The sequence below is a fragment of the Caulobacter sp. GW822-FHT07D08 genome, assembly GCF_058798735.1.
This window is the reverse complement of sequence record NZ_JBXAKU010000001.1, coordinates 517,099-540,258: the sequence shown is the minus strand read 5'-3', so window position 1 is coordinate 540,258 and position 23,160 is coordinate 517,099. Positions and strand designations below refer to the sequence as shown.

Here is a 23,160-nt window from a genome sequence, read left to right as displayed (position 1 = left end):
GAATCCTCGTTTCGCAGCGCGCAACGTCAGCCGAACACTGAATGGGGAGGCGTCGGCGGAGCCCTCCGAAGACGCGAAGAGTCAAAACACCATGGCCGACCACGAAGTTCGGTTCCCCGAGACCTATGTCAGCGGCGTGCCCGTCTGGGCCAAGCGCCGCAAGCGCTCCAGCGTGCATCCCCTTCTGAACCTGATCGTGATCCTGCTGGCCCTGTTCGGGGCCGTGGTCATCGGCGTGTCGCTGCGCATGGGCTCGGTCGAGAAGGGTGGCGTAGTGATCGATCACTGGCTCGGCGAGGGCGGCGCCCACATGGAGCGCCTCATCAGGTCGATGTAGCTCGCCGTTCGGCCGGCAAGAAGAGCGACAGACTGTGGCGGAATCTGAACGAGCGGGTTAGAAGGCGCGCCCATGAGCACGCCCCAAAAGCCCATGGCCGAATTGGCCGCCGAGTTCGGCCTGAAACCCGCCGAATATGACGTTGTCCTCAAGCGCCTGGGGCGAGAGCCCAACCTGGTGGAGTTGGGCGTGTTCTCGGTGATGTGGTCCGAGCACTGCTCGTACAAGTCCTCGAAGAACCAGCTGAAGAAGTTTCCGATCGACGGACCGCGCGTGATCTGCGGGCCTGGCGAGAACGCCGGCGTCATCGACATCGGCGATGGCGACGCGATCATCTTCAAGATGGAGAGCCACAACCACCCCTCCTATATCGAACCCTATCAGGGCGCGGCGACGGGCGTGGGCGGCATCATGCGCGACGTCTTCACGATGGGCGCGCGGCCGATCGCCCTGTTGAACGCCCTGCGCTTCGGCGATCCGGAGCACCCGAAGACCAAGCGCCTGGTGGACGGCGTGGTCGCCGGCATCGCCGGCTACGGCAACTGCGTGGGCGTGCCCACGGTCGCGGGCGAGACCAACTTCCACAAGGGCTACAACGGCAACATCCTGGTCAACGCCATGTGCGTGGGCCTGGCCAAGGCCGACAGCATCTTCTACTCGGCCGCCCCGGGCCCGGGCCTGGCGGTCGTCTATTTCGGCTCCAAGACCGGCCGTGACGGCATCCACGGCGCGACCATGTCCTCCACCGAGTTCACCGAGGACTCCGAGGAGAAGCGTCCCACGGTGCAGGTCGGCGACCCCTTCGCCGAGAAGCTGCTGATCGAGGCCACGCTGGAGCTGATGGCCACCGGCGCTGTCGCCGCCATCCAGGACATGGGCGCGGCGGGCCTGACCTCCTCGTCGGTCGAAATGGCCGGCAAGGGCGGCGTCGGCATCGAGCTGAACATGGACATGGTCCCGCAGCGCGAGACCGGCATGTCGGCCTACGAGATGATGCTGTCGGAAAGCCAGGAGCGCATGCTGGCGGTCCTGAAGCCCGGCCGCGAGCAGGACGGCCACGCCATCTTCGAGAAGTGGGGCCTGGACGCCGCCGTCATCGGCTACACCACCGACACCGGCCGCCTGGTGCTGAAGCACCACGGCGAAACGGTCTGCGACGTGCCGCTGGCCCCGCTGTTCGACGACGCACCGCTGTATGACCGCCCGTGGGTCCAGCCCAAGCTCGACCCGCGCCTCGACCCCGCGACCATCCCCGCCCCGATCGACTGGAACGAAGCGGTCCTGAAGATCGTCGGCTGCCCGGACATGGCCTCCAAGCGCTGGCTGTGGGAGCAGTACGATCGCCACGTGATGGCCGACACCCTGGAAGACAGCGCTACAGGCTGCGACGCCGGCATCGTGCGCATCCACGGCACGGGCAAGGCCATCGCGGTCACCAGCGACTGCACCCCGCGCTACGTCCAGGCCGATCCCTACGAGGGCGGCAAACAGGCCGTGGCCGAGGCCTGGCGCAACCTGACGGCCGCCGGCGCCCTGCCGATCGCCATCACCGACAACCTCAACTTCGGCAGCCCCGAAAAGCCCGAGACCATGGGCCAGATCGTCCGCGCCACCGACGGCATGGCCGAGGCCTGCCGCGCGCTGGACTTCCCGGTCGTGAGCGGGAATGTCAGCCTCTACAACGAGACCAACGGCGTCGCCATTCCGCCGACCCCGACCGTCGGCGCCGTGGGCCTGCTCGAGGACTACGACCTGCGCACCGACTTCTCCAGCGTCGCCGAGGGCGATACGCTGGTGCTGATCGGCGAGACGCGCGGCGAACTGGGCGCCTCGATCTATCTGCGCGAGATTCTGGGCCGCGAGGACGGCGCGCCGCCGCCGGTCGACCTGGCGCTGGAGCGTAAGAACGGCGACTTCGTGCGCGGTCTGATCAGCTCGGGCCTTGTCGCGGGTGTCCACGACCTGTCCGACGGCGGCCTGCTGATCGCCGCGGCCGATATCGCCCTGGCCAGCAAGGTCGGCGTCACCCTGAACGCCACCAGCACCGCCCACGCCCACCACTATCTGCTGGGCGAGGACCAGGCCCGCTACCTGATCGCCACGCCGGATCCCGACGCGGTGCTGGACGCGGCCAAGGACGCTGACGTTCGCGCCAGTGTCGCCGGCGTCGCGGGCGGGAACGACTTCGCGTCGAAGGACCTTTTCAGCGTCTCGCTCGACGCCCTGCGCACGGCTCACGAAGCCTGGCTGCCGGGCTACATGAACGCCCCCAAGGCCTAAGCCCGGAAGGCTCCAGTACGATGCGTATCCCCGCCCTCACCGCCGCCATCGCCGCCCTGATGCTGAGCGCCTGCGCGGCGCCCAGCGCCCAACAGGCCGCCGAACCGGCCGCTCCGTCCGCCCAGACCCTGGCCGCCCAGACCCTGGCCGCCCAGTGCTCGGCCAAGGGCGGTTCGATCCAGCCGGTCGGCAAGGCCCAGATCCCGACCTGCGTCGTGCCCTATGCCGACGCTGGCAAGGCCTGCACCGACAAGAGCCAGTGCGAAGGCGCGTGCATCCTCGAGGGCAACCTGGAACCCGCGAGCGACGTCACCGGCCAGTGCCAGAAGACCAATCGCCAGTTCGGCTGCTACGCCAAGGTCGTGAACGGCAAGTCGACCGGGGCGATCTGCGTCGACTGATCCCGCCCGGGGTCAGGCGTAGGTCACGTTCTCCAGGCTGAAGGCGAAGGGCGTGGACGTTCGTCCCGGCCCGCCGCCGGTCATCACGATATCCGCGCTGGCCAAGCCCAGAAGTGAGATCTCGGTGTTGACCTGGGACAGGATGGCCGCGTTCATCACCTCGCCCTCAACGACCTGAGAGACCACGCCGATCCAGATCGTCGGCCTGAACGAGAAGACGGCCTTCTGGCCGGGCGCGATGCTGGTCTTGCTCGCGAAGAGCTTTCCGGCCTTGTAGATGTTGGCGTTGATCGCGCCCATGGCCAGGTTGTTGCGGACTTCGATCTCGGTCACGCTGGTCGCCGGACCGACGGCCTGCAACGTATCGCCCGAGGCCGTTAGCGACAGAGCGAACGCCTGGCCATTCGCCGCCGACATCTGCGGCGAATAATTGCCATAGCTGTCGGAAGCCGAGACCATGTTGCTCATGGGATAGGTGAAGGGGTGGTTCCAGCCCTGGCCGCAGTTCTTGATGACCCGCCAGGCCACCGCCAGCTCGTCGAACGATGTCGAGGCGTTTCTGCCGAAGATCACGATGTCGCTGCTGTTGAGATCGTTCGACTGATTGATGAAGTTCAGCTTGACGGCATGGCCGTCCTGCTCATCGCCCGCCTGAGCGAAAGCGGTGATGTCGGCCTGGTTACGGTCGTTGGACTCGTTGACGAAATCGGGCGCGGCCACCTCCGTCGAGGCGGCGGCAAGCGGTTCAGCGGTGTCGGCGGGCATGGCTATCCTCCCAGCGTGGATCGCAATCCAAACTAGAATAACGCCGATATACAACCAAGTCGAATCAGGCGGCGTGCGTCCGGCCCGACCACCGCGCCACCGTCTCCAGTAGCTTCGTCGGGTTGATCGGCTTTCCCAGGTGGTCGTCCATGCCTGCCGCCAGGCAGGTGGCGATCTGTTCGGGCAGGACGTTGGCGGTCATGGCCACGATCGGGGTGGCCGCTCCGCGCGCGCCCTCCATGGCCCGGATCTCGCGGGTGGCGGTCAGGCCGTCCATGATCGGCATCTGCACGTCCATCAGCACGAGGTCGAAATGGCCCTGGCGCATGGCCTCGACGCCGGCGACGCCGTCATTGGCGGTCTCCACGTCCACGCCAAACGGCTCCAGCATGGTCTTGATCAGCTCGCGGTTGACGGCGTTGTCCTCGACCAGCAGCAGGCGCACGCCCGCCTCGCCGTCCAGCAGCGGCGTGGCCTCCGCCTCCTGCGCGGCCAGTTCGGCCAGCGGCCCGCGGACCTCGAACCAGAAGGTCGAACCCTGCCCTTCGACGCTGTCGACGCCGATCTGGCCCTCCATACGCTCGACGATGCGGCGCGAGATGGCCAGGCCCAGGCCCGTGCCCCCGAACCGGCGCGAGACAGCCGCGTCGGCCTGCGAGAAACGGTCGAAGATGTTGTCCAGGTGCTCCGGCGCGATGCCGATGCCGGTGTCGGTCACCGCGCCGCGCAACAGCGCCGCGTCGCCCTCGACCTTCTGGCTAAGCGCCACCGTGATCGAGCCGTGGGCCGTGAACTTCACGGCGTTGGACAGGAAGTTCAGCAGCACTTGCGACAGGCGCGGCCCGTCCAGGTTCATGGGCCTGAGGCCCTTGCTGGTCTTGACCTTGATGACCAGGCCCTTGGCGACGGCCCGCTCCTCGACGAGCGCCGCGCAGGACGAGGCCATGGCGGCGGGATCGAACGGCGCCGGGTCCAGCTCCAGCCCGCCGGCCTCCAGCCGCGAGAAGTCCAGCACGTCGTTGACCACGCTCAGCAGGGTGTTGCTGGCGTCGAGGATGTGGCCGACCTGGCGGGCGGCGGTCTGGCTCAGGCCGCGCGAGCGGCGCAGCACCTCGGCGAAACCGATGATGGCCGTGAGCGGCGTGCGCAGCTCGTGGGTCATGTTGGCCAGGAAGTCGGACTTGGCCGCCGACGCCGTCTCGGCCAGTTCCAGCGCCTTGGCGATGTCCAACTCCAGCTGCTTGCGCTCGGTGATGTCGCGCGAGGTGACCAGCAGGATCCCGGAGCCGTCGCTCAGCAGAGAATAGGCGCTCTCCAGCCAGATCAATGTTCCGTCCTTGCGCGTGCACTCGTAGTCGGCGGTGGCGGGCGCGCCACCGGGCGTCAGGCCGCGGATCAGCTTCTGGACGCGCGCGAAATCGACCTCGCCGACCATGGCCTGGGGCGGCAAGGCCATGAACTCGTCCAGCGTGTAGCCGGTGATCCGCTGGATGCTGGGCGAGCTATAGACGCGCTCGCCCTTCGGCGACCACAGGGCCACGTGGTCGGTCAGGTTGTCGCTCAGCAGGCGATAGAGGCGTTCGGCCTCCTCCGCCTCGACCCGGCGCCGGTCGGCCTCCTCGATCGCCTCCTGCTTGGCGTCGAGGCTGGCGGAGAGGTCGTCGCGCAAGCGTTCCAGCCGCAGGCGCTGGCTGGTCAGCCAGTAGGACAGCGGCGCGGCCACCACCAGCGCGATCAGCAGGGTCGAGAGGGGCGTGTAGGCGTTCGGCGCATTCAACAGGACAATGTTGACCAGATAGTCCGTCGCCATGACCGCGCCCACGATGAGAGCCACCGTCGGCGCGGTTCCAAAGATCCGATCTTTCAAGACGCCCAGGTTGATGGTGCGCTCCCGCCGCCGACTGAATCACGTTGCACCTCGCCAGAATAAGGAAAGATTGCGTGGCTCCGCCAGCCGCGGCGACATTTCGTCGCGCGGAAATTCAAATCAAACCCGAGACTTAGCGCCCCGAAGCCTTGGCCACGACGTCAAGGTCCTTTTCGAGCGCCAGGCTGGCCAGGACGACGGTCGCCACCGAACGCTTGAAGAAGTCCTGCGGCACGGTCGCGAAATCATCCGTGGGCTTATGATATTCGGGATGGTCCTCGACCCCGAAATAGACCCACGGCACGCCCTTTTCGCCAAAGGCGTAGTGGTCGGACTGGGTGGTCCAGTTGTTTTCCTTGCCGTCGGTGTCGGTGTCGTGGCCCAGCTTCAGCGTCACATTCGCGGTCGTCGCGACCTTGACCAGGATCGGCTTCAGGAAGGGGAACGGCGAAGCGCCCGAGACGTAGAGCTCGTTCCTGGCGTTCTTGCTCAGCATGTCGAAATTGACGTCCAGCGCGATGGTCTCCAGCGGAACCGGCGGGGCGGCGGCGAAGGCCTTGGCGCCGCGCAAGCCGCTCTCCTCGGCGTCGACCACCGCGAAGATCACGTCGTGCTTGGGCCGCTTGGCCTTGAAGGCCTCGGCCACGGCCAGCAGACCCGCCACGCCCGAGGCGTTGTCATCGGCGCCGTTGTAGATCTCGCCGTTACGGACGCCCAGATGATCGTAATGGGCCGAGACGACCATCGCCTTGCCGGGCTTGGTTCCCTTGATGCGGGCCACCAGGTTGACGCCCTGCAGCTTGGTCCCGTCGCGCTTGGCGAACTCGAAGGGCTGCTCGAACCTGTCGCCGATCGGCGAGAGGCCGATCTGCGCGAAGCGCGACAGGATGTAGGTCCGCGCCTTTTCCGAACCCGGCGCGCCGGGCGCACGGCCCTGCATGTCGTCGGCCGACAGGGTGCGGACATCGTCGATGGCCTTGTCGCCGGGAGCGGCGAGAGCCGGCGCGGCGGCGGAGAGGATCGCCGCGGCGATCAGCGCAGAAAGACGGATCATGGCGCCTACATGCCGTGCGCGAGGTGGCGAATTCAATTAAATCTCGCTCATATCGCCGTGGACCCTCGTGACCAACGCTGTCAGCGTAGGCTCGTTGTTAAGAAATCCCGGCCACATAAGCCCTTCAGAGACCGGAGCCTTCCCAGTGCCCATGTCCCACGCCGAGCTTGAGGCCCGCCTCACCAAGGCCTTCCCCGATTCCGAGATCGTGCTGACCGACCTGGCCGGCGACAACGACCACTGGAAAGCCCGCATCGTCTCGCCGGCCTTCAAGGGCCTGCCGCGCGTGCGCCAGCACCAGTTGGTCAACAAGGCCCTGGCCGACGTGCTGGGCGGGACCCTGCACGCCCTGGCCCTCGAAACCGCTGCTCCGGCGGAATAGGAGAAGGGCGTGCGCTACCGGCCCTTCGGCGCCTCGGGCATGGCGATCTCGGCGCTCACGCTGCGCCTGGCCGACAGCTCGCGCCTCCGGACCAGCGAATGGCGCGCCCTGATCTTCACGGCGCTGGAAAACGGCATCAACAGCTTCCAGGTCGAGGGCGACTCGCCCGAACTGCTGAAGGGTGCGGCCGAGGCCTTCGCCAGCGTCGAGCGGCGGCTGCTGTTCCTGACCTGGCGGGTGCGCGGCGACGCGGCGGCCCTGGGCCACGAGGCCGTCGACGACCTGCTGAAGTCGGCGTTCGAGGGTCTTTCCCTAGACTATCTCGACCTCGTGCTGATCAACGACCCGCTGGCCCCGGCCCTGCCGCCCGTCTTCGAGGCCGGCCTGCGCTCGCTGTACGACAGCCACGCGATCCATGGCCTGGGTGTCGCCAGTCGCGGTGACATCGATCCGCATCTGCTGAAGAACGGGATGGTCACGACCATTTCCTCGCCGTTCAACCTGTCGTCCGGCTGGGCCGAGCGCCACCGCATCCGCCACGCCTCGACGCACGACTTCGCCGTGATCGGCGAGGACTTCTGGCCCCAGGTCCTGCGCGAGGGCGGCGGCCTGGCCGCTCCGAAGCCGTCCCTTTGGCGGCGCCGGTCCGACCCTCTGGCCGACATCGGCGGTTATGAGTTCCTGCACGCCACCCAGGGCTGGAGCGGCGAGGACATCTGCCTGGGCTACGCCCTGACCGAGCCGTCGCTGTCGACCGTGCGCATCACCGCAGACACCCGCCAGGATGTCGAGCGCCTGGCCGCCGTGGTCGAGCGGGACCTGCCCAACGGCGTCTGCGCCCAGATCGAGATGGCCCGCTTCTCGGCCCAGGAGCGCGAGAAGGCCGCCAATCGTACTTGAAAGACAGGGCGCACTTGACCCTTCGGCCCGGGGCGCCTAGCTGAAAGCCTTGAGTTCCAGGACAATCCCGATGACCGACGTCGCCTCCTCCCCCGCCCTCGACTTCATCGCCAAGACCGTGGCCGAAAATCCGGTCGTGGTGTTCATGAAGGGCGTGCCGGACCAGCCGCGCTGCGGCTTCTCGTCGGTCGTCGTCCAGATCCTCGACCACCTGGGCGTCGAGTTCATCGGCGTCGACGTCCTGCAGGACGACGACCTGCGCCAGGGCGTCAAGACCTTCACCGACTGGCCGACCATCCCGCAGCTCTATGTGAAGGGCGAGTTTCTGGGCGGCAGCGACATCATCCGCGAGATGTTCCAGTCGGGCGAACTGAAGACCCTCTTCGTCGACCAGGGCCTCATCGCGGCCTGATCCGCGCGTGAGCCGCCTGTTCGTCCCGCCCTCTGACGCCTATTCCCTGACCTTCGAGCCCAAGGCGTCGGACATCGACGCCAACGGCCACGTCAACAACGTGGTCTATCTGGGCTGGGCCCAGGACCTGGCCATCGCCCACTGGGAAGCCTGGGCGACCGAGGAGCAGCGCGCGCCCTGGAGCTGGATCGCGCGCCGCCACGAGATCGACTATCGCCGCGAGTTGCTGCCAGGCGAAATCGCCACTGGCTACACCTGGGTCGGCGAACTGAAGGGTCCGCGCTTCGAGCGCTTCGTCCGCATCGACGGCCCGGACGGCGAGATGTGCGCCCAGAGCCGCACCGACTGGGTGCTGATCGACATCGCCGCCAAACGCCCCGCGCGCGTCCTGCCCTGGATGATCGAGCGCTTTACGCCGAAGGGTTAGGGAAGCGTCTTCTGAGGCTTGTAGATCCGGAGCATCCGGAGGCCGCCGCACCGCGAACATGTGCCGAGCGTGTAGCTCGTTCCAAAGCCTCCGTAGCGGATGCCGCCCGTGGAGGCCAACGACCGCTGCCGACCACAGCTCGTGCACTGGATCTTCCAAGCGCTCGACTCTCGGGTCACATCCTCGGCGAAGTTGCCGAGGGCCTTCCGGATTTTGTCGAACATCAAAGGCCCCCTCGCCGCTGCCCTTCAGACGCTGTCGGATTGGCGATCAAGACCCGCTCGCCGCGCTTCAGACCAAGCTCTTCATAACTGAACGTCATGTCCGCCCAGACCTTGGGACCCTTGCAGGTCTCCAGTCGGCGACGGGCGAAGGCGACCACCGCCCGGCCATCCTTGCGGTCCACCCGGAAGACCATGTCCGCCCGGTTGGCGCAGCCTCGGCTCTCGATCCGGATCGTCACCGCGCGGCGCTCCAGCGAGACCATGAGCAGAGACTCCAGCTCCGGCCAGGTTTCGCCGGAGACAAGCCTCGGCGTCGTCGCGCAGCCGGCCAGCACGAACGCCGCGCCGGAGAGCATGAAACACCTGCGTGAGCCTCCGCTCGCCATCCACTCCACATGTCGCTAGCCGCCCGGAGTCGGAGCATCCCCTAACGAGGATCGGCTGGCTACCCCCAGGGACCGGGCTCGCGGCCGGGGCTGGGTGGGACCGAGGGCGCGGCCGCCATGGCCGGGACGGGGCGAACGGCCTGGCGCGAGACGCCCAGCCGCATCAGGGCCTCGACTCGGTTGCGGGTCGCCGGGTGAGTCGAGAACAGGCTGTCCGCGCCCTTTCCGTTCAACGGGTTGATGATGAACATGTGGGCCGTGGCCGGATTGCGCTCGGCCTCGTAGTTCACATAGCCGCCGCGGGCGTAGGCCTCGATCTTCTCCAGCGCGCGGGCCAGCGCCGCCGGGTCGCCGCCGATCGACGCGCCGATGCGGTCGGCCTCGTACTCGCGGGTCCGGCTGATGGCCATCTGCACCAGCATGGCGGCGATGGGCGCGAGGATGGCGATGGCGATCGCCCCGATCACGCCGCCCGGCCGCTCCTCGTCCCGCGAACCGCCGAAGAAGAACGCGAAATTGGCCAGGGCCGAGATCGCGCCGGCGATGGTCGCCGTCACGGTCATGGTCAGGGTGTCGCGGTTCTTCACGTGGGCCAGCTCGTGGGCCATCACGCCCCGGATCTCGTCGCGGGTCAGCAGGGACAGCAGGCCCGTGGTCGCGGCGACGGCGGCGTGGGCCGGGTCGCGGCCGGTGGCGAAGGCGTTGGGCTGGTCGCTCTGGATCACCGTCACGCGCGGACGCGGCAGGCCGGCCTTCCGCGCCATCTCCACGACGTCCGTCACATAGTGACGGATCAGCGACTCGGGATGGCTCTCGTCCACCGTCTGCGCGCCATAGGTCCGCAGCACGATCTTGTCCGCGTTCCAATACGAGAACGCGTTCAGCGCCACGGCGAAGGCCAAGGCGATCAGCATCCCCGTGGGACCGCCGATCAGATAGCCGGCGCCCATGAACAGCGCGGTCAGGCCCGCCAGCAGCATGTAGGTCTTGAGGTGGTTCATCGGTCTATCAGGGTTGTCAGTCGAAGATGTCGAACAGGTCGAAGCGCTTTTTCTTTTGGCCGTACGAGCCCGAATGGCGACGGTCATCGTCATGGTCATGGCGCCCATGATCGCGCTTGTGGTGATCGTGGTGATGGTCGGGACGCGTGTAGGGGCGCGGCTGGCCGTAGATGGCCTGGGTCTCCTCGCGCTCCAGGGACATCAGCTTTTCAAGTTCGCCCCGGTCCAGCCAGACGCCTCGGCAGCGCGGGCACATGTCGAACTCGACGCTGGCGCGCTGCACGGCCTGCATGGAGCCATCGCAGTTGGGGCACATCAGAAGGGGCATCAAGAAACCTCCGGTCCAAAAGATGGAACGGGTGTCCTCGATGACAGGCGGCGCCTTTGGGGAGGGGGCGGTGGCGGCCGGACCCAGACATCGAGAACACCCGATGCGGTCCGACATCACGAGTGCTTGCATCACTCGCCAGAGGGGCCCGGTCCCGCCTCCTAAAGCTGGGATAGCGCCCTAGCCGTTTCAAGAGGCGCGAAGCCCTTAAGGACAAGACCCTCCCCCGCGATGCGCGGAGGGTCCAACAAAAAAGGCCCCGGATCGCTCCGGGGCCTTTTCCGTATCTGTTCGGATCCGACGCTTACGAAGCGTAGAATTCGACGACCAGGTTCGGTTCCATCTTCACCGGATACGGAACTTCCGACAGTTCCGGAGCGCGGACGAAGGTGGCCGACAGGCCCTTGGCGTCGACCGAGACGTACTCGGCGAAGTCGCGCTCGTTCGAGGCGACGGCTTCGAGCACGAGCGCCATGTTGCGCGACTTTTCGCGGACCGCGATCACGTCACCGGCCTTGCAGCGGTACGACGGGATGTTCACGCGCTTGCCGTTCACGGTCACGTGGCCGTGGTTCACGAACTGGCGGGCGGCGAACACGGTCGGCACGAACTTGGCGCGATAGACGATGGCGTCCAGGCGCGATTCGAGCAGCGAGATCAGGTTCTCCGAGGTGTTGCCCTTGCGGCGAGCAGCTTCCTCGTAGGTGCGCGAGAATTGCTTCTCGGTCAGGTTGCCGTAGTAGCCCTTCAGCTTTTGCTTGGCGCGCAGCTGCAGGCCGAAGTCCGAAACCTTCTGCTTGCGGCGTTGGCCGTGCTGGCCGGGGCCGTACGAGCGTTGGTTGACCGGGGACTTGGGACGGCCCCACAGGTTTTCACCCATGCGGCGGTCGATCTTGTACTTGGCGCTATGGCGCTTGGACATAAGTCACTCTTTTATTCGATCCGTGCCGGCCCCTCGAACGAGGTGCGATCTCAACGGCGGCTTCGGGTCAATCCGTCATGCGTTTTTCGCGCCGTCCGGCGAGCCGGCGGCGTGAAGGCGCGGTTTATGCCGGAGGAGCCTATCCGAGTCAATGCGGCCGCCTCAGAGCTGGGCGGCATGCCGGATACGGACGATGCGCACGGCATCGTCGCCGAAATAGTAGCGGATCACGTAGGGCGGCGCGACGACCAGTTCCCGCAACGTGGCTGTCGCCAAGCGCCCACGTTCGGGGTGCTCAGCCAAACTCTCGGCCGCCGACCTCAGACGCGCGGCGATGCGTTGCGCGGCCAGGGGAATGAACCGCCCGATATACTCGCGAATGGCCATCAGGTCGGCCAGCGCACGCTTGGTCCAGACTACTTGCGCCACGTCGCTGGAGCAGGCTGCTCATCAGGCGTGCCCCAGGTGTCGAGCCAAGCCGCCACCTCTTCATGCGGAACAACGCGACCAGCCGCGATGTCGGCCATGCCTTCGGCGTCGGCGGCCGCTTCGGCTTCCTCGTCGATCTCGAAGATGGAGGGTTCGGGAACCATTGAGGCAGCATAGCAGATCGCCATGCGCCCTCAACGGCTTGCCAGCGAGAACTACAATTTTTGCGCGTGATATTCCACGTGCTCGCCGATGAAGGTCGAGATGAAGAAGTAGCTGTGGTCGTAGCCCTCCTGCCGCCGGACGGTGACCTTGCGGCCGGCCTTGGCGGCGGCGGCTTCGATCAGTTCGGGCTTCAGCTGGCTTTCCAGGAAGTTGTCGGCCAGGCCCTGGTCGATCAGGATGTCGTCGAACGCGGCCCCCTTGCCGTCCTCGATCAGCGCGCAGGCGTCGTGGGCGCGCCAGGCGGCGCGGTTCGGCCCTAGATAGGCAGTCATCGCCTTGTCGCCCCACGGGCAGTTCAACGGCGAGACGATCGGGGCGAAGGCGCTGACCGACCTGAAGAGCTCCGGATGCTTCAAGGCGATGGTCAGGGCGCCATGGCCGCCCATCGAGTGGCCGAAGATCCCCCGGCGCGCCGGGTCCAGCGGGAACGCCCCATCGACGGCCGCCAGCAGATCGCCGGTGACGTACGAATGCATCATGAAATGCGGCGCCCACGGCGCCTGGGTGGCGTCGACATAGAAGCCCGCCCCCTGTCCCAGGTCGTAGGCCGGGTCGTCGGCCACGCCCTCACCGCGCGGCGAGGTGTCCGGCGCCACGATCGCCACGCCGTGCTGGGCCGCATAGGCGTAGACGCCCGACTTCACCGTGAAATTGTCCTCGGTGCAGGTCAGGCCCGACAGCCAGACGAGATAGGGGAACGGCCCCTTCCCGTCCGGAACCCACACCGTGAACTTCATCGGCGTGCCGGTGCTGGTGGAGGCGTGCTTGCAGTAGCGCAGCGTTCCGCCGTGGACGCGATGGGTGGCGAGGGTTTCAACGGTCATGGACGTCTTCTCCCCCTTCCCCCTTGATGGGGGAAGGGTCGGGGATGGGGGTGAACAGCGGTGGCGGACGTCACTGAGGCCGCGCCTAATCCTGAAGCGGGGTCACCCCCACCCCTGCCCCTCCCCCATCCAAGGGGGAGGGAAACTTCCCTTAGAACGTCACCACGGTCCGGATGCTCTCGCCGGCGTGCATCAGGTCGAAGGCCTTGTTGATGTCCTCCAGCGGCAGGACGTGGGTGATCATCGGGTCGATCTGGATCTTGCCGTCCATGTACCAGTCGACGATCTTCGGCGTGTCGGTGCGGCCACGCGCGCCACCGAAGGCGGTGCCGCGCCAGACGCGGCCGGTGACCAACTGGAACGGGCGGGTGGAGATCTCCTTGCCGGCCTCGGCCACGCCGATGATGATGCTCTCGCCCCAACCGCGATGGCAGGCCTCCAGCGCCTGACGCATGACCGTGGTGTTGCCGGTCGCGTCGAAGGTGTAGTCGGCGCCGCCGTCGGTCAGGGCCACCAGATGCTGGACCAGATCGCCGTCGATGGTCTTCGGGTTGACGAAGTGGGTCATGCCGAACTTGCGGCCCCAGGCCTCGCGGTCCGGGTTGAGATCGACGCCGACGATCATGTTGGCGCCGACCAGCTTCAGGCCCTGGATGACGTTCAGGCCGATGCCGCCCAGGCCGAAGACGATGGCGTTGGCGCCCGGCTCGACCTTGGCGGTGTTGGTCACCGCGCCGACGCCCGTGGTCACGCCGCAGCCGCAGTAGCAGGCCGTCTTGAACGGCGCGTCGCGGCGGATCTTGGCCACCGCGATCTCGGGCAGCACCGTGTAGTTCGAGAAGGTCGAGCAGCCCATATAGTGGGCGATGGCCTGGCCCTTGTACGAGAAGCGGCTGGTGCCATCGGGCATCAACCCCTTGCCCTGGGTGGCGCGGATGGCCGTGCAGAGGTTGGTCTTGCCGGAAAGGCAGCTTTTGCACTGACGGCATTCGGGCGTGTAGAGCGGGATCACGTGATCGCCGACCGCCACCGACGTGACGCCCGGACCGACCTCGACCACCACGCCCGCGCCCTCGTGGCCCAGGATCGACGGGAAGATGCCCTCGCTGTCCAGGCCGTCCAGCGTGTAGGCGTCGGTGTGGCAGACGCCGGTCGCCTTGATCTCGACCATCACCTCGCCGAACTTCGGCCCCTCCAGGTCGACCTCTACGATCTCCAGCGGCTTCTTGGCCTCGAAGGCGACGGCGGCGCGGGTTTTCATGGAGAGACTCCCTAGAGATTTGCGCGATCTTGGTACGCCGCGCGGGCCGCGTCGATAATCCCGATCTGCGCAAAACATTGTTGCTCACACGGAACAATTATCGCAACTCTCGCGCATGAGCCGCTGGGACGGGATCGACGAATTCGTGGCCACGGCCGAGGCCGAGAGCTTCTCCAAGGCCGCCCTGCGCCTGGGCCTGTCGACCTCGGGAGTCAGCCGCGCCGTCGCCGGGCTGGAAGAGCGGCTGCAGACCCGCCTGCTCTATCGCACCACCCGCCGCGTCAGCCTGACCGACGCCGGCCGCGCCTTCCTGGCTCGTTGCCGCCAGCTGATCCTCGACCGCGACGAGGCCCTGGCCGCCGTCGGCGAGGAGGATGGCGAACTGAAAGGCCTGCTGCGCATGACCTGTTCGACGGCCTATGGCGAGCGGTTCGTGGCCCCGGCGGTCAACGCGTTCATGCTGGTCCACCCCAGGGTGTCGATCCTGATCGAGCTGGACGACGCGGTGCGCGACATCGTCAGCGAGGGCTTCGACCTGGCCATTCGTTTCGGCCGCCTGACCGACAGCCGACTGATCGCCAAGCGCCTGGCCTCGCGCACCCGCCGGCTCTGCGCCGCGCCTGGCTACCTGGCGCGCACCGGCGCCCCGCGCGCCATCGCCGACCTCTCGCGCCACGCCTGCGTGCTGGGCGCGGTCGACACCTGGCCGTTCCGCGAGCATGGCCCCGACGGCGAGCGCGAGATCGCCTTCAAGCCGCAAGGGCGCTGGCGCTGCAACAGCGGCCAGGCGGTGCTGGACGCGGCGCTGCAGGGGCTGGGGATCTGCCAGCTGCCGAACTTCTATGTCGACGCCGCCATCGCCGACGGCCGTCTGGTCCCGCTGCTGGAGGCCCACCGCCCCGCCGACGAGGGCGTGTGGGCGGTCTATCCGCACCTGCGCCTGCTGCCCGCCAAGGCCCGCCTGCTGGTCGAGCACCTGGAGCGCAGCCTGGCCGAGGCCGGCTAGACCTTGACCACCGCCGGCAACCGGAAGCGGCCGTCCAGCAGTTCCGCCTTGGGCAGGTAGGCCCGTAGGTACATCGCGAACGGGCCGGACTTGGGCGCGGGCAGCCAATTGGCGGTCTTGTCGCCGCCGGGGTCGGCGCGGCCGATCCAGAGGTCGAGGGTCCCGTCGGCGTTGCGCTTCAGCCCCGGCGTGCTATCGCCGATCGCGTAGCGCTTGAGCGGATTGTCGGTGAAGAAGAACTGGCCATCGGCGGTGGCCTCGTACATCGACAGCGACCAGAAGCCGTCCAGCGGCGGCTGGGCCGGCAGGCTCAGGCGATAGGGGCCATCGCCCGTGAAGGTCCCCGCCCCATCGTCTCCGGCCGCCTTCAGGTACATGGCCTCGGCCACCGGCAAAGCGCCCAGGCCCTGCAGGGCGATGATGGCGCGGTAGAGATAGTCCTGGCCGTAGTCACCGAGGGTGGGACGCGGATACGCCCAGCCGCCGGTGAACACCTGCCGCCCCTTGGCGAAGACGGTGATCATCTTGGCCTCGTCGACGCCGTCGGCGGCCGCGGTCTCGCTGAAGGGTCCCGCACCGAGGAAGGCCCCCGTGCTACGCAGGATCTTCAGGTCGGTCGGCGGGGCCGGGTCGCTGGCCAGCAGGGTCCGCGCGGCGGCGAAATAGTCCGCCGGCTTGGCGTCGCGGGCGGCGTAGGCGGCGAGCGGGCCGCCAGCCGGCCCCTTCAGCACGAAGCCGTCCTGGGCCTTGTGGGTGGCGGCCAGATCCTCGCCACCGTCGGTCAGGATACGGATCAGCATCCAGGCATGCGGCGTGGCGATGCGGACGGGGTTCGGTCCCGTCGAGGCCTGCCCCGGTCCGATCAGGGTGAAGGTCCCGCCCTCGCCGCCGATCGTGCGCGTCCCCAGCACCACATTGTTGTTGGTGAACATGTCCATCACCGCCACCGAATAGTAGCGCTTGCCCATCGGCGGGATGGTCAGGGTCGCGGCCCCCTTGGAAAGATCCAGGAAGGCGGACGAATAGAGGGTGTCGTTGTTGGGCGTCGTGACCCAGCGGGCCGTATGGTCCGACAGGGTGCGGGTATGGCTCAGCCTGTTGATCGCCGCGCCGGAGGCCTTGAGGACGCGCGCCCGAGTGGTGGCCATCTCGATCAGAGGCAGGGCGTAGAGATAGGCGTTGCGCGCGGCGGTGGCGTCACCATCCATTTTTTCCTGGATAGCGGCGCTCGCCAAGCTCGGCGTCAGCCCCACGGATCCGGCCAGAGCCAGCAGTTCACGACGGTTCATTCCGCCCTCCCCAACATTTGTTTGAAGGGAGTGAACGCGGGAACGGCGCGGGACGCAAGCGTCGCGCGCCGTCAGTCGGTTCAGTCCGCGCTTGCGAAACGCGCGGCGTGAACGACACTTTCCAAGGTGATCAGCGTGGCGTCGACGCGGTCGTGAGCGTCCGAGCCGACGACCTTCTTGGCGACGGCCGACGACAGGGCCTCGCGCAGATGTCCCAGGGCCCTGGGCGGCGCCACGAGGACCACCTGGTTCAGGCCATGCTTGGCCACCAGGGTTTCCACGCGCTTGGCCAGATCGGCGAGGAACGCCTTCTCGGCCCGATCGCGCGCGTCGCCCGAGTGGGTGATATGGCTGGGCGCGGCGTGGTCGTGATGTTCCTTCACGTCAGCCAGCCATTCGGGCCGGTCATGCAGCGGTCCGTCGATCCGCGTCTGCTCCAGCAGCCGGGCGCGACGTCCATCGGCGACGACGATCAGGGTTGTTGCATCGGGGGTCATGGACGTTCCTTACTTTGCCACGGTTGGAACGTGCGCCCGCCGGAGCGGCAAAAGGATGATTAAAGTCAAATTCGCGCCGAGCTTTGATCCTTAAGGAGCCTCGCTCTTGGCGGCCTTGGCGGCCAGCTTGGCCAGGACGCGGCCGCGCCCCTTGCTGAGCGCGGTGATCACACCCCGGAAGGTGCGGACCTCCTGGTCGGTCAGGCGGGCGCGGGCCAGGGGGACGCGCAGGTTGCGCACCATCGAGGGCTTCTTCTCCGGCGGATGATAGAAGCCGGCCTTGTCCAGCTCGCCCTCGAGGTGCTCGTAGAGGCCCATCAGGGTCGCCTGATCGGCGGGCTCCTCGACGTTCTGCTCGAACTTCTTCCAGGGGCGGTCGTCCTGGGTCATCTTCCATTCGTAGGCGTTGATCGACACCGCCTGGGCCAGGTTCAGCGAGCGGAAGCGCTCGTCGATCGGGATCGAGACGATGGCCTGGCACAGGGCGATGTCGTGGGTCTCCAGACCCGCGCGCTCGCCGCCGAACAGCAGGCCGACGCCGCGGCCCAGGGCGACCTCCTCGGCCAGGTGGCCGGCGCTCTCGCGCGGGGTGTAGACCGGCAGGCGCGTCTCGCGCGGGCGGGCGGTGGTGGCGTAGACCAGCTTGAGATCGGCGATCGCCGCTTCCAGAGTGTCGAACACCCTGGCGTCGTCCAGCGGCCAGTTGGCGCCAGAGGCGCTGGCCCAGGCTCGCTCCTGCGGCCAGCCGTCACGCGGCCGCACCAGGCGCAGGTCGTAGAGCCCGAAATTGGCCATCACCCGGGCCACCGCGCCGATATTCTCGGCCAGCTGGGGCTCGTTGAGGATCACGCAGGGCGGCGTGACTTTGGGCGGGACGGGCTTGAAGTCTTCGGTCATCCGCACCCTTTGCCGCCGACCGCGCACCGTATGCAAGAGGCAGCGCAGCCGAACCGCCACGGCCGCGTTTAGCCCGCATGTCCCGCCGCGCCCTCCTGACCGCCCTCCTCGCCCTGCCCTTGCTGGCCTCTTGCGGCGAGAAGCCGATGCTGGGGCAGGAAGAGCCGGCCATGAAGCCGAAGGACCTCCAGAAGCGCATCGACGCCATCGCCGTCCGCGCCGCGCCGGCCGTGTTGGGCGTGGCGGTCGAGGATCTCGGCACGCGCCAGCTCTGGGCGTTCAACGGCGACCGGCGGTTCCCGCTGGGCGGAGCCGCGCGCATCCCGATCCTGGCGGCGGTGATGGCCGAGATCGAGTCCGGACACCTGCCGCCAGGCGAGATCCTGTCTGTCCGGGACGTCGACCTGTCGCCCCCGCCCAGCGCCGTGGCCGACGCCTGGCCAGGCCGCCAGACCTGGAGCGTCGCCGAGCTGGAGACCCTGGCTCGCGAAGGCGACAACACGGCGCTGGACCTGCTTATCAAGCGGGTCGGCGGGCCGGGCGGCGTCAACGGCTGGCTGGACGTCAAGCGGATCGAGCACGTCAGCGTCGACCGCTACCGCCGCCAGATCGCCACCGACGCCCGCGGCCTGGCCTCGTTCCGCGCCGGCTGGAAGGGCGAAGCCGCCTGGCGCAAGGCGGTCAACGCCGTGCCGGCCGACGCGCGCGCCCGAGCGACCCGGGAGCGCGCGACCGACCCGCGCGACACCGCCACGCCGGTCGGCCTGGTCCGCCTGCTGGAAGCCTTCATCAATCGCGAGCTGCTGTTCAAACCCGACCCCGCGCGCCTGCTGGGCCGCGATCCTGGCTACCTGGCCGACGCCCTGCCCGATGGCGCCAGCATCATCCAGTCGGCCGGCGCCCCACGGTCGGACCTCGGCGTCCAGCCCACCAACCACGCCGTGGCCTTCGTCGAACTGAAGGACGGCCGCCGGATCGCCTTCGTCGTCTTCCTGACCGCCTCGACCGCCGACGCGGCCCAGCGTGAGGCGATCAACACGGACGTCGGCCGAGCGGTCTTGAAGGAGTTCTAACCGAAACCCTATGGATGGCGGGCCCGCGCGAGGGCTTCCAGCAACTGCGCCGGATGCAGCGGCTTGGCCAGGTGCAGGTCGGCGCCGGCGGCCTGGGCGGCGGCGATATGCTCTTCCATGGCGTTGGCCGTCAGCATGACCACCAGGATCGGCGGCGCGCCCGAGGCGGCCTCGCGAGCCCGGATCGCGCGGGTGGCCGTCAGCCCGTCCATGACCGGCATCTGCATGTCCATCAGCACCGCGTCGAAGCTGGCCTCGTCCAGCGCCCGCAGCGCCGCCTCGCCGTCGCCAACCATGGTCAGGTCGACGCCGAACGGCTCCAGAACGATCTCGACGACCTTGCGGTTGGTGGGGTGGTCCTCAGCGACCAGCACCCGCATGCCCTCCAGCGAGATCTCGCGATCCTCCTCGACGGCGGTCTCGGCCAGGGTCGCGCAGCGCTTCAGCGGCAGCAGCACCTCGAAGCGCGCGCCATGGCCCGGCGAGGCGTCGGCGCTGATGCCGCCGCCCATCATCTCGGCCAGGGCCGCACAGATCGAAAGGCCCAGGCCCGTGCCGCCGAACTGGCGGGTGATCGACTCATCGGCTTGAACGAAGCGCTTGAACAGGCGCTCGCGCACGCCCTCGTCGAAGCCGAGCCCGGTATCGCGCACGACGAAGCGGACCTTGTCGTCCGCTCGATCGACCTCGAGCGACACTTCGCCCCGAGCGGTGAACTTCACGGCGTTGGCCAGGAGGTTCGAAAGGATCTGGCTGATCCGCCCCGAGTCGCCCTCATAGGCCCCTTCCGCGTCGGGCGAGACCGACCAGCGGAACATCAGGTGCTTGGCTTCGGCGGCGGCGGCGTGCAGCTCGGCCATGCCGCGCACAAGCTGGGTCAGGTCGAACGGCCCGACGGTCAGCCGGAACTCGCCGGCCTCGATCTTGGAGACGTCCAGGATGTCGCCCAGCACCTGCTCCAGCAGGCGTCCCGACGATGAAACCAGAGCCGCCAATTCCCGGCGGGCGACCGGGTCCTCCTCGTCGCCGAGGCGGTCGCCGATGGCGATCACCCCGTTCAGCGGCGTGCGCAGTTCGTGAGACATGTTGGCCAGGAACACCGACTTGGCCTGGTTGGCGCGCTCAAGCTCGGCGGTGCGCTCAGCCACGCGGTCCTCCAGTGAGCGGCGCAGCTCCTCGTTGCGCTCCCGCTGGCTGCGGAGCGCTCTAGCCAATGAGCCGATCTCATCGGTGCGGGCCTCGATCGGCTCGGCGGCGGTCGGATCGCCCCGTCGCTGGGCCTCGGCCAGGGCCTCCAGCGGCGCGGCCACCATCTGATTGGTCAGGCGGTAGAGCAGCAACACCTGCAGGGCCACGCCGACGAAGCCGAACAATAGCACCCAGGAGGCGGTCTTCAGCGACGACAGGACGATGTCGCCCGGCGGGAAGGTCATCAGGAACCACCAGCCCGGCTCGACGAGCCGGCCATAGGCCACCAATCGGTCGCCCCTTGGTGTGAGGACGGCGCCCACGTCGCGCTTCTGGGCGCGGATCGTGTCCACCAGGTTCTTCAGGTCGTTGTCGGCCTCGAACTTGCGCAGCAGGCCAACGTCGACCACGCCGTCTCGAGCCAATCCCTGGGCGCCGATCAGTTCGCCATCGTCGGCGACGATCAGGTTACGCCCGCCCGGCAGAGCGTCGGCCACGGCGCGCAGCAGGTAGCTGTCCAGCGACAGGCTGGTGCCGAACGCCCCCATGAACTGGCCCTTGTAGTAGAAGGGCGTCATGCAGGCCGCGTTCAGCCCTCGGCCGCTGGGATCGGAGATCAGGCGCCGCAGCTTGGTGCACTTCATCACCCGGTCCGGATTGTTCTCCGGCAGGGTCAGGAGGGTCATCTCCTCGTTGGCGATCGAAAGGGTCGGCGGTGCGTCGCGTCGGTAGTAGAGCAGCTTGTCCTGCCGGTGCGGACCGAACATCACCATCCGCGTCTTGGGCGTGAAGAAGTAGAAGTTGTCGTAGTGGCGGATCTGGGCCTCGCCGGTCGCGGCCACCACGTCCGTGGCCGCGACGAACAACTGCCGCTCGGGCAGGCTCATCGTTACGGCATTGGGGAGGTAGCCGCCGATGCCGTAGACGTAGCGGTTGCCGATCCGCGCCCCGTCGAACAGACCGTCGACCGAGCGCCGGGTGCCGTCGCCCTTTTCCGGGAACAGCCGTTGGAACTGGGCGAGGATCTCGGGATCGTCGCCCATGTTCAGACGCCGCGTCAGCGCCTCGCTCGCCGCGTCGTGGACCTTGACCAGGTCGGAGAACAGCCGGTCCTCGGTCTTGACCCGCTCGCCGACATATTCGGCCAGGTGCCGCGTCTGGGTGTCGGCCGCGCTCTTGCGCACGAAGACGAAGGCCGCCGCCGTCGCGACGCCCGTCACCGCGATCGACAGGATCGCCACCATGGTCAGAAGCCGCCGCGCCAGCGGCGTCGTCACGCTCGTGACCGCTCCGGAACTCGTATTCAAAATTGCTCCCCCAGCCCGTCTGGGACAGACCGGCTCGCGTCCTCAAGAAAGAGCCGTGCTTCAAGAAACACGGCCTGGCCCGCGCCCCTGGGCCGTCGCCCTCGAAACCCTACGCTGGAAAACCGAACTTGATCACGAGGTCCAACCGACCCGCTTTTCCCCCGCGACGCAACAGTCTATAGCCTCCCGGACCGCGCCGCTTCCTGGCCCTGTGCGCCAGATCGCCACAGTCGCGCCACCGCCAGAGGAACATCCCCGCAATGGCCAAGATCAAAGTCGCCAATCCCGTCGTCGACATGGACGGCGATGAAATGACCCGCATCATCTGGAAGCTCATCAAGGACAAGCTGATCTTCCCGTATCTCGACCTCGAGCTGGACTACTACGACCTGTCGGTCGAGAACCGCGACGCCACCGACGACCAGGTGACGATCGACGCGGCCAACGCGACCAAGAAGCATGGCGTCGCCGTCAAGTGCGCCACCATCACGCCGGACGAGGCCCGCGTGAAGGAATTCAATCTGAAGAAGATGTGGAAGTCGCCGAACGGCACGATCCGCAACATCCTGGGCGGCGTGATCTTCCGCGAACCGATCATCTGCCAGAACGTGCCGCGCCTGGTGCCGGGCTGGACCCAGCCGATCATCGTCGGCCGCCACGCCTTCGGCGACCAGTACAAGGCCACCGACTTCCTGTTCCCGGGCAAGGGCACCCTGACGATGAAATTCGTCGGCGAGGACGGCGCGGTCATCGAGCACGAGATCTACAAGGCTCCCGGCGCCGGCGTGGCCATGGGCATGTACAATCTGGACGATTCGATCCGCGACTTCGCCCACGCCTCGTTCGCCTACGGCCTGGGCCGCGGCTATCCGGTGTACCTCTCCACGAAGAACACGATCCTCAAGGCCTATGACGGTCGCTTCAAGGACATCTTCCAGGAGATCTTCGACGCCGAATACGCCGAGGCCTTCAAGGCCAAGGGCATCCACTACGAACACCGCCTGATCGACGACATGGTCGCCTCGGCGCTGAAGTGGTCGGGCGGCTACGTCTGGGCCTGCAAGAACTACGACGGCGACGTGCAGTCGGACATCGTCGCCCAGGGCTTCGGCTCGCTGGGCCTGATGACCTCGGTGCTGATGACGCCGGACGGCAAGACGGTGGAAGCCGAAGCCGCACACGGCACCGTCACCCGGCACTACCGCCAGCATCAGAAGGGCGAGAGCACCTCGACCAACTCGATCGCCTCGATCTTCGCCTGGACGCGTGGCCTGGCCCACCGCGCCAAGCTGGACAACAACCAGGACCTGGCCAATTTCGCCCTGACCCTGGAAAAGGTCTGCATCGACACGGTCGAAAGCGGCTTCATGACCAAGGACCTGGCGCTGCTGGTCGGCGACAAGCAAGGCTGGCTGACCACCGAAGGCTTCCTCGACAAGATCGACGAGAACCTGAAGAAGGCCATGGCCTAGGCACTC

General features: G+C 67.5%; 25 protein-coding genes and 1 pseudogene. 10 read left to right on the top strand and 16 right to left on the bottom strand.

Annotation, left to right across the window (positions count from 1 at the left end; genetic code table 11):
• Positions 1-91 precede the first annotated feature (91 nt).
• From AC1RJ9_RS02430 to AC1RJ9_RS02420, 3 genes and pseudogenes are all read left to right on the top strand, one after another.
• Positions 92-292: pseudogene (locus tag AC1RJ9_RS02430) on the top strand (hypothetical protein); the annotation flags it as partial.
• A 117-nt stretch (positions 293-409) separates the two neighbouring features.
• A complete protein-coding gene (gene purL, locus AC1RJ9_RS02425; protein WP_492835041.1) occupies positions 410-2,617 on the top strand; it encodes a phosphoribosylformylglycinamidine synthase subunit PurL in 2,208 nt (735 codons plus the stop codon).
• Positions 2,618-2,637: 20 nt separating this feature from the next.
• The gene (locus AC1RJ9_RS02420; protein WP_492835043.1) at positions 2,638-3,018 is read left to right on the top strand and encodes a hypothetical protein; all 381 of its coding nucleotides are present in this window, start codon (positions 2,638-2,640) and stop codon (positions 3,016-3,018) included.
• Between the two features lie 12 nt (positions 3,019-3,030).
• Here AC1RJ9_RS02420 and AC1RJ9_RS02415 read toward each other — a convergent pair whose 3' ends face one another.
• From AC1RJ9_RS02415 to AC1RJ9_RS02405, 3 genes are all read right to left on the bottom strand, one after another.
• Entirely contained in the window at positions 3,031-3,783 is a 753-nt protein-coding gene (locus tag AC1RJ9_RS02415; protein WP_492835045.1) for a hypothetical protein, read from the bottom strand.
• A gap of 64 nt (positions 3,784-3,847) precedes the next feature.
• A complete protein-coding gene (locus AC1RJ9_RS02410) occupies positions 3,848-5,665 on the bottom strand; it encodes a PAS domain-containing hybrid sensor histidine kinase/response regulator (RefSeq protein ID WP_492836059.1) in 1,818 nt (605 codons plus the stop codon).
• Between the two features lie 118 nt (positions 5,666-5,783).
• Positions 5,784-6,704, bottom strand: coding sequence for a M20/M25/M40 family metallo-hydrolase (locus AC1RJ9_RS02405; protein WP_492835047.1), 921 nt, complete (start codon positions 6,702-6,704; stop codon positions 5,784-5,786).
• Positions 6,705-6,849: 145 nt separating this feature from the next.
• On the opposite strand from AC1RJ9_RS02405, the gene AC1RJ9_RS02400 reads away from it, so the two are divergent.
• From AC1RJ9_RS02400 to AC1RJ9_RS02385, 4 genes are all read left to right on the top strand, one after another.
• Positions 6,850-7,086, top strand: coding sequence for a BolA/IbaG family iron-sulfur metabolism protein (locus AC1RJ9_RS02400; protein ID WP_492835049.1), 237 nt, complete (start codon positions 6,850-6,852; stop codon positions 7,084-7,086).
• A 9-nt stretch (positions 7,087-7,095) separates the two neighbouring features.
• Positions 7,096-7,986, top strand: a complete 891-nt coding sequence (locus AC1RJ9_RS02395; protein ID WP_492835051.1) for a hypothetical protein — start codon at positions 7,096-7,098, stop codon at positions 7,984-7,986.
• Positions 7,987-8,056: 70 nt separating this feature from the next.
• Positions 8,057-8,398 carry a Grx4 family monothiol glutaredoxin gene (grxD, locus tag AC1RJ9_RS02390; protein ID WP_492835053.1) on the top strand — a complete coding sequence of 114 codons (342 nt, stop codon included), beginning with the start codon at positions 8,057-8,059 and terminating at the stop codon, positions 8,396-8,398.
• Between the two features lie 7 nt (positions 8,399-8,405).
• The gene (locus AC1RJ9_RS02385) at positions 8,406-8,825 is read left to right on the top strand and encodes an acyl-CoA thioesterase (RefSeq protein WP_492835055.1); all 420 of its coding nucleotides are present in this window, start codon (positions 8,406-8,408) and stop codon (positions 8,823-8,825) included.
• Here the strand turns inward: AC1RJ9_RS02385 and AC1RJ9_RS02380 are convergent.
• The 9 genes from AC1RJ9_RS02380 to AC1RJ9_RS02340 all read right to left on the bottom strand — a co-directional run bounded on the left by AC1RJ9_RS02380 (position 8,822) and on the right by AC1RJ9_RS02340 (position 14,425).
• The gene (locus AC1RJ9_RS02380; RefSeq protein ID WP_492835057.1) at positions 8,822-9,049 is read right to left on the bottom strand and encodes a hypothetical protein; all 228 of its coding nucleotides are present in this window, start codon (positions 9,047-9,049) and stop codon (positions 8,822-8,824) included. The two genes, AC1RJ9_RS02385 and AC1RJ9_RS02380, sit on opposite strands and share 4 nt — an antisense overlap.
• Positions 9,049-9,405 carry a hypothetical protein gene (locus AC1RJ9_RS02375; protein ID WP_492835059.1) on the bottom strand — a complete coding sequence of 119 codons (357 nt, stop codon included), beginning with the start codon at positions 9,403-9,405 and terminating at the stop codon, positions 9,049-9,051. Before AC1RJ9_RS02375 ends, AC1RJ9_RS02380 begins: the two co-directional genes overlap by 1 nt.
• An 89-nt stretch (positions 9,406-9,494) precedes the next feature.
• Positions 9,495-10,436 carry a zinc metalloprotease HtpX gene (htpX, locus tag AC1RJ9_RS02370; RefSeq protein ID WP_492835061.1) on the bottom strand — a complete coding sequence of 314 codons (942 nt, stop codon included), beginning with the start codon at positions 10,434-10,436 and terminating at the stop codon, positions 9,495-9,497.
• A gap of 16 nt (positions 10,437-10,452) precedes the next feature.
• Positions 10,453-10,764 (bottom strand): TFIIB-type zinc ribbon-containing protein, encoded by a 312-nt coding sequence (locus AC1RJ9_RS02365; RefSeq protein ID WP_492835063.1) that lies wholly within the window; start codon positions 10,762-10,764, stop codon positions 10,453-10,455.
• 304 nt (positions 10,765-11,068) lie between these two features.
• Positions 11,069-11,686 (bottom strand): 30S ribosomal protein S4, encoded by a 618-nt coding sequence (gene rpsD / locus AC1RJ9_RS02360; protein WP_099580201.1) that lies wholly within the window; start codon positions 11,684-11,686, stop codon positions 11,069-11,071.
• Between the two features lie 162 nt (positions 11,687-11,848).
• Positions 11,849-12,073, bottom strand: a complete 225-nt coding sequence (locus AC1RJ9_RS02355; RefSeq protein WP_492836061.1) for a type II toxin-antitoxin system RelE/ParE family toxin — start codon at positions 12,071-12,073, stop codon at positions 11,849-11,851.
• A gap of 29 nt (positions 12,074-12,102) precedes the next feature.
• Positions 12,103-12,279 (bottom strand): antitoxin, encoded by a 177-nt coding sequence (locus AC1RJ9_RS02350; RefSeq protein WP_492836063.1) that lies wholly within the window; start codon positions 12,277-12,279, stop codon positions 12,103-12,105.
• A 51-nt stretch (positions 12,280-12,330) separates the two neighbouring features.
• Positions 12,331-13,164 (bottom strand): S-formylglutathione hydrolase, encoded by an 834-nt coding sequence (fghA, locus tag AC1RJ9_RS02345; RefSeq protein WP_492835065.1) that lies wholly within the window; start codon positions 13,162-13,164, stop codon positions 12,331-12,333.
• Between the two features lie 151 nt (positions 13,165-13,315).
• Entirely contained in the window at positions 13,316-14,425 is a 1,110-nt protein-coding gene (locus tag AC1RJ9_RS02340; RefSeq protein ID WP_492835066.1) for an S-(hydroxymethyl)glutathione dehydrogenase/class III alcohol dehydrogenase, read from the bottom strand.
• A 115-nt stretch (positions 14,426-14,540) separates the two neighbouring features.
• Here AC1RJ9_RS02340 and AC1RJ9_RS02335 point away from each other — a divergent pair, with 115 nt between their 5' ends.
• Positions 14,541-15,431, top strand: a complete 891-nt coding sequence (locus tag AC1RJ9_RS02335; RefSeq protein WP_492835068.1) for a LysR substrate-binding domain-containing protein — start codon at positions 14,541-14,543, stop codon at positions 15,429-15,431.
• Here AC1RJ9_RS02335 and AC1RJ9_RS02330 read toward each other — a convergent pair.
• The 3 genes from AC1RJ9_RS02330 to AC1RJ9_RS02320 all read right to left on the bottom strand — a co-directional run bounded on the left by AC1RJ9_RS02330 (position 15,428) and on the right by AC1RJ9_RS02320 (position 18,114).
• Complete coding sequence (locus AC1RJ9_RS02330; protein WP_492835070.1) at positions 15,428-16,720, bottom strand: DUF1254 domain-containing protein; 1,293 nt, start codon at positions 16,718-16,720, stop codon at positions 15,428-15,430. The genes AC1RJ9_RS02335 and AC1RJ9_RS02330 overlap by 4 nt on opposite strands.
• Positions 16,721-16,800: 80 nt before the next feature.
• The gene (locus AC1RJ9_RS02325; RefSeq protein ID WP_492835072.1) at positions 16,801-17,217 is read right to left on the bottom strand and encodes a host attachment protein; all 417 of its coding nucleotides are present in this window, start codon (positions 17,215-17,217) and stop codon (positions 16,801-16,803) included.
• Positions 17,218-17,307: 90 nt separating this feature from the next.
• Positions 17,308-18,114: an RNA methyltransferase gene (locus AC1RJ9_RS02320; protein ID WP_492835074.1), complete on the bottom strand. Its 807-nt coding sequence runs from the start codon at positions 18,112-18,114 to the stop codon at positions 17,308-17,310.
• Between the two features lie 77 nt (positions 18,115-18,191).
• On the opposite strand from AC1RJ9_RS02320, the gene AC1RJ9_RS02315 reads away from it, so the two are divergent.
• Positions 18,192-19,187, top strand: coding sequence for a serine hydrolase (locus AC1RJ9_RS02315; RefSeq protein ID WP_492835076.1), 996 nt, complete (start codon positions 18,192-18,194; stop codon positions 19,185-19,187).
• A gap of 8 nt (positions 19,188-19,195) precedes the next feature.
• Here AC1RJ9_RS02315 and AC1RJ9_RS02310 read toward each other — a convergent pair whose 3' ends face one another.
• A complete protein-coding gene (locus AC1RJ9_RS02310) occupies positions 19,196-21,619 on the bottom strand; it encodes an ATP-binding protein (protein ID WP_492836065.1) in 2,424 nt (807 codons plus the stop codon).
• Between the two features lie 323 nt (positions 21,620-21,942).
• Here AC1RJ9_RS02310 and AC1RJ9_RS02305 point away from each other — a divergent pair, with 323 nt between their 5' ends.
• The gene (locus AC1RJ9_RS02305; RefSeq protein ID WP_492835078.1) at positions 21,943-23,154 is read left to right on the top strand and encodes an NADP-dependent isocitrate dehydrogenase; all 1,212 of its coding nucleotides are present in this window, start codon (positions 21,943-21,945) and stop codon (positions 23,152-23,154) included.
• Positions 23,155-23,160 lie beyond the last annotated feature (6 nt).